The sequence below is a fragment of the Pseudomonas sp. G3-19 genome (genome assembly GCF_054855875.1).
The window spans coordinates 3,017,745-3,032,729 of sequence record NZ_JBMPIQ010000003.1; the positions used below are offsets into that span (position 1 = coordinate 3,017,745).

Annotated in this window: 13 protein-coding genes; 2 read left to right on the forward strand and 11 right to left on the reverse strand. The window is 59.7% G+C overall.

What is annotated here, in order from left to right; translation table 11 throughout:
* Window positions 1-228 precede the first annotated feature (228 nt).
* The gene (gene leuA, locus ACOYXI_RS13785) at window positions 229-1,908 is read left to right on the forward strand and encodes a 2-isopropylmalate synthase (RefSeq protein WP_003227879.1); all 1,680 of its coding nucleotides are present in this window, start codon (window positions 229-231) and stop codon (window positions 1,906-1,908) included.
* Window positions 1,909-2,074: 166 nt separating this feature from the next.
* On the opposite strand, the gene ACOYXI_RS13790 is transcribed toward leuA, so the two are convergent.
* Window positions 2,075-2,866 (reverse strand): amidohydrolase, encoded by a 792-nt coding sequence (locus ACOYXI_RS13790; RefSeq protein ID WP_461674968.1) that lies wholly within the window; start codon window positions 2,864-2,866, stop codon window positions 2,075-2,077.
* A complete protein-coding gene (locus ACOYXI_RS13795) occupies window positions 2,854-4,002 on the reverse strand; it encodes a pyridoxal phosphate-dependent aminotransferase (protein ID WP_461674969.1) in 1,149 nt (382 codons plus the stop codon). Before ACOYXI_RS13795 ends, ACOYXI_RS13790 begins: the two co-directional genes overlap by 13 nt.
* Window positions 4,003-4,272: 270 nt before the next feature.
* Here ACOYXI_RS13795 and ACOYXI_RS13800 point away from each other — a divergent pair, with 270 nt between their 5' ends.
* A complete protein-coding gene (locus ACOYXI_RS13800; protein WP_210558523.1) occupies window positions 4,273-5,562 on the forward strand; it encodes an NHL repeat-containing protein in 1,290 nt (429 codons plus the stop codon).
* A gap of 40 nt (window positions 5,563-5,602) precedes the next feature.
* Here ACOYXI_RS13800 and der read toward each other — a convergent pair whose 3' ends face one another.
* The 9 genes from der to ndk form a co-directional block, all read right to left on the reverse strand.
* Window positions 5,603-7,075 (reverse strand): ribosome biogenesis GTPase Der, encoded by a 1,473-nt coding sequence (gene der / locus ACOYXI_RS13805; RefSeq protein ID WP_027612132.1) that lies wholly within the window; start codon window positions 7,073-7,075, stop codon window positions 5,603-5,605.
* Window positions 7,076-7,287: 212 nt separating this feature from the next.
* Window positions 7,288-8,439 carry an outer membrane protein assembly factor BamB gene (bamB, locus tag ACOYXI_RS13810; RefSeq protein WP_027612133.1) on the reverse strand — a complete coding sequence of 384 codons (1,152 nt, stop codon included), beginning with the start codon at window positions 8,437-8,439 and terminating at the stop codon, window positions 7,288-7,290.
* Complete coding sequence (locus ACOYXI_RS13815; RefSeq protein ID WP_461674970.1) at window positions 8,432-9,073, reverse strand: YfgM family protein; 642 nt, start codon at window positions 9,071-9,073, stop codon at window positions 8,432-8,434. Before ACOYXI_RS13815 ends, bamB begins: the two co-directional genes overlap by 8 nt.
* 41 nt (window positions 9,074-9,114) lie before the next feature.
* Complete coding sequence (hisS, locus tag ACOYXI_RS13820) at window positions 9,115-10,404, reverse strand: histidine--tRNA ligase (RefSeq protein ID WP_247842104.1); 1,290 nt, start codon at window positions 10,402-10,404, stop codon at window positions 9,115-9,117.
* A 36-nt stretch (window positions 10,405-10,440) separates the two neighbouring features.
* A complete protein-coding gene (gene ispG / locus ACOYXI_RS13825; protein ID WP_007964434.1) occupies window positions 10,441-11,550 on the reverse strand; it encodes a flavodoxin-dependent (E)-4-hydroxy-3-methylbut-2-enyl-diphosphate synthase in 1,110 nt (369 codons plus the stop codon).
* 3 nt (window positions 11,551-11,553) lie between these two features.
* The gene (locus ACOYXI_RS13830; protein ID WP_134787275.1) at window positions 11,554-12,591 is read right to left on the reverse strand and encodes a RodZ domain-containing protein; all 1,038 of its coding nucleotides are present in this window, start codon (window positions 12,589-12,591) and stop codon (window positions 11,554-11,556) included.
* Complete coding sequence (gene pilW, locus ACOYXI_RS13835; RefSeq protein WP_007964430.1) at window positions 12,591-13,349, reverse strand: type IV pilus biogenesis/stability protein PilW; 759 nt, start codon at window positions 13,347-13,349, stop codon at window positions 12,591-12,593. Before pilW ends, ACOYXI_RS13830 begins: the two co-directional genes overlap by 1 nt.
* Window positions 13,350-13,361: 12 nt before the next feature.
* Window positions 13,362-14,510, reverse strand: a complete 1,149-nt coding sequence (gene rlmN / locus ACOYXI_RS13840) for a dual-specificity RNA methyltransferase RlmN (RefSeq protein WP_003227893.1) — start codon at window positions 14,508-14,510, stop codon at window positions 13,362-13,364.
* A gap of 28 nt (window positions 14,511-14,538) precedes the next feature.
* Entirely contained in the window at window positions 14,539-14,964 is a 426-nt protein-coding gene (ndk, locus tag ACOYXI_RS13845; RefSeq protein WP_007964426.1) for a nucleoside-diphosphate kinase, read from the reverse strand.
* Window positions 14,965-14,985 lie beyond the last annotated feature (21 nt).

The following is a 14,985-nucleotide window of genomic DNA, read 5'->3' on the forward strand; positions in this document are numbered from 1 at the left end:
ATTCCTCTCAATTTTTTTCGACTGCTTGCCATCCTCTCCCCTCGCGGTTAGGGTTGAAGGCATGAAAACCTCTCACACCCTTATTCAGCTTCGCCAGCACCGTAGTTTGTGCCTCGTCAGCGCACGACTGCCGGGCTGAATCGCTGCGCCTCGTCCCAAGCGTTTTCCCGAACATTCGTTCCACCGGCAGGCCGCCTCTTTTCGGCCCAGACAATAAGGAATTTCCCGATGAGCATGCTCAAAGACCCGTCTTCGAAATACCGCGCGTTCCCCGTCATCAATCTGCCGGATCGCACCTGGCCGTCGAAAACCATCGACGCCGCGCCGATCTGGTGCAGCTCCGACCTGCGTGACGGCAACCAGTCGCTCATCGAGCCGATGGACGCGGTGAAGAAGCTGCGCTTCTGGAAAACCCTCGTTCAGGTGGGTGTGAAGGAAATCGAAGCCTCGTTCCCGGCCGCTTCGCAAACCGACTTCGACTTCGTGCGTACCCTGATCGAAGAAGGCCACATCCCGGACGACACCACCATTCAGGTGCTGACCCAGGGCCGTGAAGACTTGATCGAGCGCACCTTCGAATCCCTGCGCGGGGCGAAGAAAGCCATCGTCCACCTGTACAACGCCACCTCGCCTTCCTTCCGTCGCATCGTCTTCAACCAGGACAAGGACGGCATCAAGGCCATCGCGGTCAACGCCGCCAAGCTGTTCGTCAAATACGCAGCGATGCAGCCGGACACCGAGTGGACTTTCGAATACTCCCCGGAAACCTTCAGCGCCACCGAGCTGGAGTTTGCCAAGGAAGTCTGTGACGCGGTGATCGAGGTCTGGAACCCGACGCCTGAGCACAAAATGATCCTCAACTTGCCGGCCACCGTTGAATGCGCGACCCCGAACGTCTACGCCGACCAGATCGAATGGTTCGGCCGCAACATCAATCGTCGTGACAGCGTGATCATCAGCCTGCACACCCACAACGATCGTGGCACCGGCGTCGCCGCCACCGAGCTGGGTCTGATGGCCGGCGCGGATCGTGTCGAAGGCTGCCTGTTCGGCAACGGCGAGCGTACCGGTAACGTCGACCTCGTTACTGTCGCACTGAACATGTACACCCAGGGCGTTGACCCTGAGCTGGACTTCTCCGACATCGACGGCGTGCGCAAAGTCGTCGAAGAGTGCAACCAGATCCAGGTGCACCCGCGCCACCCGTACGTCGGCGACCTGGTCCACACCGCATTCTCCGGCTCGCACCAGGACGCGATCCGCAAGGGCTTCGCCCAGCAGAAACCGGACACCCTGTGGGAAGTGCCGTATCTGCCGATCGACCCGGCCGACATCGGTCGCAGCTACGAGGCGGTGATTCGTGTGAACAGCCAGTCGGGCAAGGGCGGTATCGCCTACTTGCTGGAGCAGGAATACGGCATCAGCCTGCCGCGTCGCATGCAGATCGAGTTCAGCCAGGTGGTGCAGCGGGAAACCGATCGCCTCGGCCTTGAGATGACCGCCAAGCAGATCCACTCGCTGTTGATCAGCGAATACCTGCAAGCCAACACCCCGTACGCGCTGGTCAGCCATCGTCTGCAGGAAGAAAACGGCAACAGTGCCGTCGAAGTGGAAGTGGCGAGCCAGGGTCAGGGCGAAACCAACCTGCACTGGCGCGGCAAGGGCAACGGTGCGCTGGAAGCACTGGTGGCCGGCCTGCCGATTCCGGTGGAGATCATGGACTACAACGAACATGCGATCGGCGCGGGCACCAATGCCAAGGCAGCGGCTTACATCGAGCTGCGAGTGAACGGTGAGCGTGCGGTGCACGGCGTGGGTATCGATGAAAACATCACCACTGCCAGCTTCAAGGCGCTGTTCAGTGCGCTGAACCGCTCGTTGAGCCAGCCTGAGGCGAAAGCGGCTTAAGCCTTCGCTGACATGCAAAAGGCCCCGGAGTGTGAATTCCGGGGCCTTTTTTATGCCTGCTGGTTTTGTGCTGTCTGATCTGGCCTCTTCGCGAGCAAGCCCGCTCCCACAGGGTATTGCGTTCTACCTGTGGGAGCGGGCTTGCTCGCGAAAGCGGTCGCGAATATCAAGTGAGTTCGAAGGTATCTGCATCCAGATTCGCCGGGAAGCGCTCGCGATACGCCGCCAATGGCGCGGCTTCCAGCACGACCTTGAACACCCCGTCCGCCTCCCCCGCCGCCAGCAACGTCTCGCCCTGGAAATCCAACACCTGACTGTCGCCGGTATAGGCAAAGCCCTTGCCGTCGGTGCCGATCCGGTTCACTGCCGCCACGTAGCACAGGTTTTCAATCGCCCGCGCCGGCAACAAGCGGTTCCAGTGCAGACGCCGCGCACCCGGCCAGTTGGCGGTGTACAGCAGCAGATCGGTGTCCTGCGCGTCGCGACTCCACACCGGGAAGCGCAAGTCGTAGCAAATCAGCGGCCGGATGCGCCAGCCCTTGAGTTCGAACTGCACCTGGCGCTCGCCGGGGGTGTAGTGGTTGTGCTCACCGGCCATGCGGAACAGGTGGCGCTTGTCGTAATGCCAGACTTCGCCGTCCGGGCGTGCCCACAGCAGGCGATTGCGATGGCTGCCGTCCGCCGCCTGAATGATCACGCTGCCGGTGATCACCGCATTCAGTTTCGCGGCCTGCGCCTTCATCCACTTGCTGGTCGGGCCATGCTCGGCTTCGGCGAGGGTTTCCGACTCCATGGAGAAACCGGTGGTGAACATCTCCGGCAGGATGATCAGGTCTGCGCCCCGGGCCTGCTCCAGCAGCACCTCGAAGTGCTCGAGGTTGGCCTGACGGTCATGCCAGGCCAGACTGGTCTGGATCAGCGCCAGATGGAGATCGGGCAATGCACTCAGATCACGCATAGTTTTGCCGCTGCTTCGCGCAGCGTCTCCTCGCGTTTGGCGAAGCACAGGCGCACCAGGCGCTGGCCTTGCGGTGGATTCTGATAGAACACCGACACCGGAATGCTCGCCACGCCGTGTTCGCGGGTCATCCAGATCGCCATGTCGACGTCGTTCAAGTCAGGGCGGATCTGCGAGTAGTCGACCAACTGGAAATACGTGCCGGTGACGCGGGTAAAAGTGAAGCGCGACGGCGCCAGCAAATCGCAGAACAGGTCGCGCTTGGCCTGATAGAAACCCGGCAGCTCTTCGACGTGTTCCGGGTGCTCGGCCATGTAATCGGCCAGGGCGTATTGCAGCGGGGTGACACCGCAGAAACTGACGTACTGGTGCACCTTGCGCAGCTCGGCGGTCAGCGCCGGCGGTGCAACCACGTAACCGGTTTTCCAGCCCGTCACGTGGTAGGTCTTGCCGAACGAGCTGACCACAAATGCGCGCTGGTACAGCTCTTCGTGAGCCAACACGCTGACATGCGGCACACCGTCGAACACCAAGTGTTCGTACACCTCGTCGCTGATCAGATAGATGTCGCGACCACGGATCAACTCCGCCAGTTGATCCAGTTCGGCACGGCTGATCAGTGCACCGCTCGGGTTGTGCGGTGTGTTGATGACGATCATTTTCGTGCGCGAGCTGAGGGCCGCGGCGAGCTTGTCGAAATCGATGGAGAAATCGTGCGGGTTCAGTTGCACATGCACGCAGCGGCCGCCCGCCAACTGCGTCGCCGGTTCATAGCTGTCGTAGCACGGGTCGAACACGATGACTTCGTCACCGCTGTGGATAACCGCCTGAATCGCACAGAAGATCGCCTGGGTCGCGCCCGGCGTCACGGTCACTTCGCTGTCGGCATCGACTTTCACGCCATAGCTGCGCGCGATTTTCGCCGCGATTTGCTCGCGCAGCGCCGGCAGGCCGGTCATCGGTGAATACTGGTTATGGCCGCTGGCGATATGCCGACCGACCGCGTCACGCAGGGACTGCGGGCCGTCGAAATCAGGAAAACCCTGGGACAGGTTAATCGCTCCGGTCTGCGCCGCGAGCTGAGACATCTGCGTGAAAATAGTGATGCCGACGTTCGGCAGCTTACTGGTGATCATCGAGGGGTTCCCTGCTCTACACCCGGCTCTGACGGCGGCGCGGGAGAGCCCGAGAATAGCCCATTCGAATACGATAAAAAAAGTCGTTCCCTACGATGCGCGGCAATACGAAATCACAAAAAGGCACCTTGAACCTACTCGCGCCGGAGGAAAACGGATGAGTGGTCGCGCAATACGCCCTCCCCTGTAACTTCTGACAGTAGCGGTAAGTTGCAGCAAGCTTTTAACTGGGTCCACGGCACAACCTCGTTATCTCAAGGAATCGCAGTGATGACAAAACGAATGATCATTAAGGCAGGTAATCTGGATACCACGTTTGGCAAAGGCGGCAAGAAAAAACTCAAATTCAATTTCGGGAGTGCCTATCACGCCAATAGTCTTACACTCACCAGCGAGGGCAGGATCTTTATTGCCGGCGACGTGGAACAGCCATCGGGCGATGACTTGCAGCAAAATTTCGCCATAACGTGCCTCAACCAGAAAGGTGAGCCTTACTTGCCTTTCAATAACGGTTATATGGCCGACCGCTTCAACCCCGATGACGCTCGACTGGCCTCTGCCTGTCAACGAATCTTCATAACCGGGTCGAAGGTAGTTCTAGCAGGTGTCTTTACTAATGACCGGCCAACGGATGTCCCCGCTTTTGCCAGACTGAACATGAACGGCCGTTACGACGAGCCATTCGGCAGGGGAGGAAGATATGTCTACAAGTTACCCTGTGACCCGAGCAGTTCAGTGGGCGCCTCACCCACCAGCATAGACAGGCAATCAACCGGTCATTTTGTCTTCGCCTTTGAGCATGTCTGGCATGACCTCGTCACACCGCATGCACTTAACTCGACCGCAGTACTGGCCAGAATCTCCCAAGACGCAAAGCTGGACAATAACTTTGCCCGGGGCAACGGACATCTCACGATCAAACCAGCACCTGGACACAACTTTCGCAAGAAGGGCCTGATCATCCAGAACGATGACCGTATTCTGGTATTTGGAGAACTTTCGGGAGAGAGCAGTGATGCGGTCATCTACCGATTCACGGCTGACGGCGAGATTGATCCGTCATTCGGAAGAGAGGGCGAACTGCGAAAGCCCGACTGGAACATCACCAGCATCGTCGCACTTCCCGGCGATCGTTTGTTGTGCGCTGGGTCACGGGGCGATCAAGCGCTGCTCGCTCGCCTGGAGGCTGACGGCAGTGACGACACCTTTAGAAGCGAGGTGAAGATTCACGATCGTTGCGCGTGGCTGAAGGCTTTGCAACAACCCGACAACACGACGCTGGTTGTGGGTTACGCCGAGAAAAACCTGAACGTTGTCCCGTTATTGGCGCGTTTTCTGGACAATGCTGAATTGGACCCGAACTTTGGCGAAGGCCAGGGCTGGGTAAGTGACGGCATGGGAAACATGCTTGAGCGTGCCATCGATCTCGCGGTGGACGACATTGGCCGAATTCTGGTGCTGGGAAAATCGCAAGGCCTGTCTCCGTATGCGGACTTCTTCCTGCTGCGCTACCAGGGTAGTAACGCCAAAGAGCGCTCAATGACAACCATCAGCCCATAAAAAGGCGCCGCAAGCGGCGCCTTTCGGGTGAAGACCTGAATCACTTCTTGTCGCGGCGCTTCTTGCTGGCTTTCTTGTTGTGCGACATCAAGCGACGCTTCTTGTTGACCTGGCGGTCGGTCAGCGTGTTCTTGTTGCCTTCGTACGGGTTCTCGCCACCTTTGAACTCGATGCGGATCGGCGTACCGACCAGCTTCAGCACACGGCGGTAAGTGTTCTCCAGATAGCGCACATACGACTTCGGCACTTTCTCGATCTGGTTACCGTGGATCACGATGATCGGCGGGTTAGCACCCCCCAGGTGAGCGTAACGCAGCTTGATCCGGCGGCTGTTGACCATCGGCGGCTGGTGCTCGCTGACCGCGTCTTCGAGAATCTGCGTCAGGCGGCTGGTCGGCCAGCGGGTAACCGCAGACTTGAACGAGTTCTGCACCGAGGCGTAGAGGTTGCCCACGCCAGTACCGTGCAGCGCCGAGATGAAGTGAATGTCGGCGAAGTCGACGAAGAACAGCCGACGTTGCAGCTCGACCTTCACAAAGTCGCGCTCGCTCGGGGTCATGCCGTCCCATTTGTTGATTGCGATCACCAGCGCACGGCCGGCTTCGAGGGCAAAGCCCAGCAGGTTGAGGTCGTGATCGACCACACCTTCGCGGGCGTCCATCACGAAGATCACCACGTTGGCGTCTTTGATCGCCTGCAGGGTTTTGACCACGGAGAATTTTTCGACTTCTTCGTGGATCTTGCCGCGCTTGCGCACACCGGCGGTGTCGATCAGCGTGTACTTCTCGTCGTTACGCTCGAACGGAATGTAGATACTGTCGCGGGTGGTGCCGGGCTGGTCGTAGACGATGACGCGGTCTTCACCGAGCATGCGGTTGACCAAGGTCGACTTGCCGACGTTCGGACGGCCGATGATGGCGATCTTGATCCCGTCTTTTTCGCTCGGGCCAGGAATGCGCTTGGCTTCCTCACCCTCGGCGACGATCTCTTCTTCTTCGCCTTCCGCCGGTTCGTCATCATCACGCGGGAAATCGCTCAGTGCCGCTTCCAGCAGTTGAGTGATACCACGGCCGTGAGCACCGGCGATCGGGATCGCGTGGCCCATGCCCAGCGGGGCGAATTCAGCGCGGGCCATTTCCGGGTCGATGTTGTCGACCTTGTTGGCAACCACGTGGGAACGCTTGTTACGCTTGCGCAAGTGTTCGGCGATCATCTGGTCGGCGGCGGTGAAACCGGCCTTGGCATCTACCAGGAACAGCACAACATCCGCTTCTTCAATGGCCAGCAGCGACTGCTCGGCCATTTTTTCGTCCATACCGTGTTCGTCACCGGAGATACCGCCGGTGTCGATCAGAATGTAGGAACGCCCTTGCCACTTGGCCTCACCGTACTGGCGATCACGGGTCAGACCGGACAAGTCGCCGACGATGGCGTCGCGAGTCCTGGTCAGGCGGTTGAACAAGGTGGATTTGCCGACGTTTGGTCGGCCCACCAGGGCGATTACGGGAACCATGCGGCTCTCCACTTCGTTATTTCAGAAAATACAAAAGCCGCTGCGAGGCAGCGGCTGGTGCTCGGGGCAACACTGTGGGAGCGGGCTTGCTCGCGAAAGACCGTAGCAGCACCGCGTTTAATCAGGCTGTACGCGTCTTCGTTGACGCCCTTCGCGAGCAAGCCCGCTCCCACAAATGAAGCTGCCTGGGGCGTTAACCCCAAGCATAGTTGTTACTTGATGGTCAGGGCTTCCAGTTTGCCGCTGTTGCCATACACATAGATCGTGTTGCCCACCACCAGCGGACGGGCACGCAGGCCGTCACTGTCGATACGCTCACGACCCACAAAACGACCGTCCACCTGGCTCAACAGGTGCAGGTAACCTTCCAGGTCACCGACGGCTACGTAGCTGGAGAACACTTCCGGAGCCGACAGTTGGCGGCGAGCCAGCGAGTCGTTGCTCCACAGTGCAGTGGTCGAACGCTCGTCAACGCCTTCCACGGTGCCCGAAGACAGGCTCACGTAGACGTTGCCGAAACCCTGGGCGACACCGGCATAGCTCGATGCATCGCGCTGCCACAATTGGCGACCGCTTTGCAGGTCGAGTGCCGCAACGCGACCCTGATAGCTGGCAACGTACAGCGTTTCACCGGACAACAGCAGACCGCCGTCGATGTCGACCACGCGCTCCAGTTCCGAACGACCGGTTGGAATCGCGACCCGTTGTTCCCAGACCGGCACACCGTTGGAAATGTCCAGGGCGACCACTTTACCGGTCGACAGGCCAGCCACCGCGAGGCGGTTGGTCACGACGGGGGCGCTGGTGCCGCGCAGGGTCAGTACCGCAGGGGTGCTATCGTAGGTCCAGCGACGGTCGCCGGTAGCAGCGTCCAGACCGATCAGACGATCGTCCTGAGTCTGTACCACGACAACGTCACCGTTGTTGGCCGGTGGCGCTAGCACTTCACTGGATACCCGGGCGCGCCACTTCTCTTCGCCGTTGATGGCGTCGAGGGCAACGATTTCACCCTTCAGGGTACCGATCGTGACCAGGCCGTAACCTACGCCAACGGCGCCGGAGACAGGCAGTTCAAGATCCTTTTTCCACTTCACGTCGCCATTGCTGCGATCCATGGCCATCAACACGCCGGTCACATCGGCCGCGTAGATGGTGTCACCATCGATCGCCGGCACCAGCATGTTGTAGGTTTCGCCCTGACCGTCACCGATCGAACGGCTCCACTGCTTTTGCAGAACCACTTCTTCTTTGAAGTCGGTCAGCTCGGCCGGTGGCAGTTCTTTTTTGCTGTTGCTGCTGCAACCCGCGGCCAGAATGGCCAGAGCCAGCAATGCTGCATGCTTCCAACGGATCACGTCACGCATCCCCTTTGGCCAGGTCGTCAAGCTTGATTTGAAGGCCACCGACTGCCGCTTCATCCGACAGTGCCGCCTTGGCTTTTTGATACGCGGTGTTCGCCTCGTCGGTACGACCCAGCTGAACCAGCAGATCACCCTTGAGTTCTTCGCGAGTGGCCAGGAACGCCTTGTCGGCATCGCCGTCGAGCAGCTTCAGGGCTTCATCGGCCTTGTTCTGCGCACCCAGTACCTGCGCCAGACGCTGACGGGCGATTTCGCCCAGCGCCGGGTTGGCCGGTTTGGCAACGATGGCTTTGAGTTCAGTCGCAGCGTCGTCCAGCTTGCCGCTGTCGACCGCTACTTTGGCCACGAACAGGCTGCCGTACTGCGCGTACGCGGTGCCGCCGAATTCGCTGCTGAGCTTGCCGGCCAGATCCGCAACGCGGGCAGCGTCAGGCTTGCCGTCCGGGGTCAGCGTGGTTTCCAGCAGTTGCTGATAGAGCACCGAGGCGCCTTGCGACTGGTTGCTCTGATACTTGTGAAAAGCCTGCCAGCCGAACACGATGACCAGCGCCAACAGGCCGCCAGTGACCAGAGGTTTGCCGTTGCGTGTCCACCAGTCCTTCAAATCCGCCAACTGTTCGTCTTCGGTACTCGACACCCCAATACTCCTTAATCGCTAAATCGGCTGTTTAGACAGCTTCAACCCTGCACGACGCAGGTGGCCAGGTGAGCGGCAAGCGCATCCCAGGCAATGCTTTGTTGTTCGCCCTGGCCACGCAGGGGTTTGAAACCTACCACTTGCTGGGCCATTTCGTCGTCACCCAGGATCAGTGCATACAGCGCACCGCTCTTGTCGGCTTTCTTGAACTGGCTTTTGAAGCTGCCGGCGCCGGCATTGACTTGCAGACGCAGGTTTGGAAGCTGGTCACGCACACGCTCGGCCAGGGCCAGACCGGCCAGTTCGGCCTCCTCGCCAAAGGCGCAGAGGTAAACGTCGACCTGACGGGAGATTTCTTCCGGGATCTGCTCCAGGGTTTCGAGCATCAACACCAGACGCTCGATGCCCATGGCGAAACCCACGCCGCTAGTCGGTTTGCCGCCCATCTGCTCGACCAGACCGTCGTAACGACCGCCCGCGCAGACAGTGCCCTGGGCGCCGAGCTTGTCGGTGACCCATTCGAATACGGTTTTGCTGTAGTAATCGAGGCCGCGCACCAGTTTCGGGTTGAGCACGTACGGGATGCCGACCGCGTCCAGACGCGCTTTCAGACCTTCGAAGTGCGCACGGGATTCGTCGTCCAGGTAGTCGGCCATCTTCGGCGCATCGACCAGTACCGCCTGAGTGTCGGCATTTTTGGTGTCGAGCACGCGCAGCGGGTTGGTTTTCAGGCGACGCTGGCTGTCTTCGTCGAGCTTGTCGTGGTGCGCCGAGAGGTACTCGACCAGCGCTTCACGATAGCGACCACGGGATTCGCTGGTGCCCAGGCTGTTGAGCTCGAGCTTGACCGCATCACGGATACCCAGCTCGCCCCACAGGCGCCAGGTCATGATGATCAGTTCGGCATCGATGTCCGGACCGTCGAGGTTGAACACCTCCAGACCGATCTGGTGGAACTGGCGATAACGGCCTTTCTGCGGACGCTCGTGGCGGAACATCGGGCCGATGTACCAGAGTTTCTGCACCTGGCCACCGCCGGTGATGCCGTGTTCGAGCACCGCACGCACGCACGCCGCGGTGCCTTCCGGACGCAGGGTCAGGGAGTCGCCGTTACGGTCTTCGAAGGTGTACATCTCTTTTTCGACGATGTCGGTCACTTCACCGATCGAGCGTTTGAACAGCTCGGTGAATTCGACGATCGGCATGCGGATCTGCTTGTAACCGTAGTTATCCAGCAGACGCGCGACAGTGCCCTCGAAATAACGCCACAGCGGGGTCTGTTCGGGCAGGATGTCATTCATGCCACGGATGGCTTGCAGAGACTTGCTCACTTTAAATCCTTAAATTCATTCGGCTTTCAGTCAGGCTCAGCCGCGCGCGATGACCGCTGCGTCAGCTTCGACCTTCTCGGCCGCTTTCTCGCGGATCAGCTTTTCCAGCTCGTCCACCAGATTGTCATTCGTCAGTTTCTGCGACGGCTTGCCGTCGATGTAAATCAGGTTTGGCGTGCCGCCGGTCAAGCCGATATGGGCTTCCTTGGCTTCGCCGGGGCCGTTGACCACGCAACCGATCACCGCGACATCCAGCGGCACCAGCAGGTCCTCAAGGCGCCCTTCCAGCTCGTTCATGGTCTTGACCACATCGAAGTTCTGCCGCGAGCAGCTCGGGCAGGCGATGAAGTTGATGCCACGGGAACGCAGATGCAAAGACTTGAGAATGTCGTAACCGACCTTCACTTCCTCGACCGGATCGGCCGCCAGCGAGATGCGGATAGTATCGCCAATCCCCTCGGCGAGCAGCATACCTAGGCCCACGGCGGATTTCACTGTGCCCGAACGCAAACCACCGGCTTCGGTGATGCCCAGGTGCAGCGGCTGGACGATTTCTTTCGCCAGCAGACGGTAGGCTTCAACGGCCATGAACACGTCGGAGGCTTTCACGCTGACCTTGAAGTCCTGGAAATTCAGGCGCTCGAGGTGCTCGACGTGACGCAGCGCGGACTCGACCAGTGCAGCCGGGGTCGGTTCGCCGTATTTCTTCTGCAGGTCTTTTTCCAGCGAGCCGGCGTTGACGCCGATACGAATCGGAATCCCGCGGTCACGGGCGGCATCGACCACGGCGCGAACCCGGTCTTCCCGACCGATGTTGCCCGGGTTGATGCGCAGGCAGTCGACACCCAGTTCGGCGACGCGCAGAGCGATCTTGTAGTCGAAGTGGATGTCGGCAACCAGCGGCACCTTGACCAGTTGCTTGATCCTGCCGAACGCCTCGGCGGCGTCCATGTCCGGTACCGAAACGCGGACGATGTCGACGCCGGCGGCTTCCAGACGATTGATCTGGGCGACGGTGGCAGCCACATCATTGGTGTCGCTGTTGGTCATGCTCTGCACAGCGATGGGCGCATCGCCGCCAACAGGTACGTTACCGACCCAGATCTTGCGCGAAACGCGACGTTTGATTGGAGATTCGCCGTGCATGACTTATTGACCCAACTTCAGGCGAGCAGTCTCGCCACTGGTGAACGGAGCGATATCGACCGGTTGGCCGTTGTAGCTGACCTGTGCGGCGCGAGCCACACCCAGACGCACCGCCAGTGGCGGCTTGCCGGAAACCGAAACGCTGTCGCCTTTATGTTTCAGACCGCTGAACAGCACTTTGCCGCGACCATCGGTTACCTGTGCCCAGCAATCGGCGGTGAACTGCAGTTGCACCTGGCCGTCGCCAGCCGCTGGGACAGCTGCTTCTGCGGTCGGCGCAGAGGTAGCCGCTACCACTGGTGCGGTGACCGTCGGCGCTGGTGTGGCCGGGGCATTCGGTGCCGGAGTCGCCGGAGCCGCCACAGCCGGGGCCGGTGTATGAACCGGTGCGGCTGGCGTGGTTGCAGCCGGGGCGGCTGGTGCGGTGGCCGGAGCAACCGGCTCGGCACCGGTCGATTCAGCGGTGGTTTCCGATTGCGGCAGGGCCAGCGCGGTTGCGCCTTCGGCCTGACCTTCGGCAACGGCCTGGTCTTCCGGCTCGTCGATCGGGTGAATCTGTGTGGTGCCGTCGGCGCCTTCGACTTCAACGTGCTCCGGGGCCAGGCTGGTCACGTCCTTGCTGCGCTGCGAGGTCTGATCCTGCCACCAGACGAAACCGCCGCCGATGACCGCGACCAGCAACAGCAGGCTGACAATACGCAAAATAGTGTGTGAAACCCGCACCGGCTCTTCGATACGACCCAGCGCATGCACGTTGCTGCCCTGTGAGTCGGTGCCGGTGGACTGGTCGAATTGCTGAACCAGAACAGTCTGATCCATCCCGAGCAATTTGGCATAAGCGCGAATGTAACCGCGAGCGAAGGTATGCCCCGGCAGCTTGTCGAAAGCGCCAGCTTCAAGATTGCTCAGGGAAGTCACGGTGAGGTTGAGCTTGAGGGCCACTTCGGCCAGCGACCAGCCATTGCTTTCGCGGGCCTGGCGCAAAGTCTCACCGGGATTAACGCGAGTCGCTGCTACAACTTCGGGATGCGCCGCTTTCATCATTGCTCCGACAGGTATTGCTGATATTCCGGCGTACCGGGATAGAGTCGTTTTAATTGCAGGCCATAACTGGCGGCCTTGTCGCGATCTTCAAACACTTTTGCCAGCCGAACGCCGAGCAATAGACTACGTGCATTTTGCTCGGTTAGCAGGCTGAAACGGTCGTAATAGTCACGCGCGGGCACATAATGCCTGTCTTCGAAGGACAACTCAGCCATTTCCAGCAAAGCGCGCGGTTGTTGACGGTTCAGCCGCAGGGCTTTTTCCAGTTGCTGCTGTGCCAGATCCCGCTGACCGAGTTTCGAGGCGGTCATGCCGAGGTTCTCGAAGACTCGCGAACGCTCAGGATACAGGGTATCGGCGGCTGCCTGCTCAAAACGCTCGTAGGCTTCCTTGTAACGCTGTTCTTCGTAGAGAAAACTGCCGTAGTTATTGAGGATTCGTGCATCGGTGGGACGCGAGGACAGGGCTTTGCGGAAATGTTCGTCGGCCAGCTTCGGCTCCATTTCGGCCTGGAACACCAGGCCGAGGGCAGCGTTGGCATCAGGATCGGAGCCGTCCAGCTCCAGCGCCTTCTTCAGCGGCACCTTGGCGCGCTCGGTCATCCCTTGCTGCAAGTATCCCAGTCCCAGCTGCACGTAGGCGGCACGCGCTTCGTCGCGGCCCTTGCTGGTCTTCATCGGGTTGTAGTCACCCGACAGGACACAACCAGCACACAGGCTGGCCATCAGCAACAGCAGCGCAAAGCGCAGGGACATAGAGATCCTCTCTTAGTTAGTGTTCGCGGCGTTCTGTGCCAGATCGCTGTCGGCGCTCAACTCGCGCACGGCGATGTAACGTTCACTGCGACGGGTGCGATCCAGCACCTGCCCTACCAATTGACCACACGCAGCGTCGATGTCTTCACCACGGGTGGTGCGGACAGTGACGTTAAAGCCGGCCTGATGCAACTGATCCTGGAACCGACGAATGGCGTTGTTGCTCGGCCGTTCGTAACCGGAATGCGGGAACGGGTTGAACGGAATCAGGTTGATCTTGCATGGAATGTCTTTGAGCAGCTCGATCATTTCCACGGCGTGCTCAAGCTTGTCGTTGACGTCCTTGAGCAAGGTGTACTCGATGGTCAGCACGCGTTTCTCGCCCAGGGCGGACATGTAGCGCTGGCACGACTCGAGCAGCATCTTAAGCGGATATTTCTTGTTGATCGGCACCAATTGGTTACGCAATGCGTCATTCGGTGCGTGCAGGGACAACGCCAGGGAGACGTCGATGTGCTTGGCCAGCTCATCGATCATCGGCACCACGCCCGAAGTGGACAGGGTCACGCGGCGCTTGGAGATCCCGTAACCGAGGTCATCCATCATCAGATGCATGGCGGCCACGACGTTGTCGAAGTTCAGCAGCGGTTCGCCCATGCCCATCATCACCACGTTGGTGATGGCGCGGTCGATGGTGGCGGGAACACTGCCGAAGGATTTGTTGGCAATCCACACCTGACCGATGACTTCGGCGGCGGTGAGGTTGCTGTTGAAGCCTTGCTTGCCGGTGGAGCAGAAACTGCAGTCCAGGGCACAGCCTGCCTGGGACGAAACGCACAGAGTGCCGCGTTTGCCCTGGGGAATGTAGACGGTCTCGACACAGCTGCCGGACGCCACGCGCACCACCCACTTGCGGGTGCCGTCGCTGGAAATGTCCTCGCTGACCACTTCGGGACCACGGACCTCAGCAATAGCCTTGAGCTTGTCACGCAAGGCCTTGCTGACGTTCGTCATGGCGTCGAAATCATCGACGCCAAAGTGGTGAATCCATTTCATTACCTGACCGGCACGGAAACGCTTCTCCCCGATTGAGTCGAAGAATTTTTCCATTTCCGGCTGGGTCAGACCCAGCAGGTTTGTTTTAACAGTCGATGTAGTCATGGATTCACCTTCACTCTTTAAGCAATGCTTAGCGAGTGGTTACTTCAGTAGCTGCGAAGAAGTACGAGATTTCGCGAGCAGCAGCGGCTTCGGAGTCCGAACCGTGAACGGCGTTGGCGTCGATCGACTCAGCGAAGTCAGCACGGATGGTGCCGGCAGCAGCTTCTTTAGGGTTGGTAGCGCCCATCAGCTCACGGTTCAGAGCGATAGCGTTTTCGCCTTCCAGAACCTGAACAACAACAGGACCGGAGATCATGAAAGCAACCAGGTCGCCGAAGAAACCGCGCTCTTTGTGCTCAGCGTAGAAGCCTTCAGCTTCAGCTTTGGACAGCTGCTTCAGTTTCGAAGCTACAACGCGCAGGCCTGCTTTTTCGAAACGAGTGGTGATCTCGCCGATGACGTTTTTTGCAACAGCGTCAGGCTTGATGATGGAGAAAGTACGTTGAACAGCCATGGTGTAACTCCAGAAACAGTA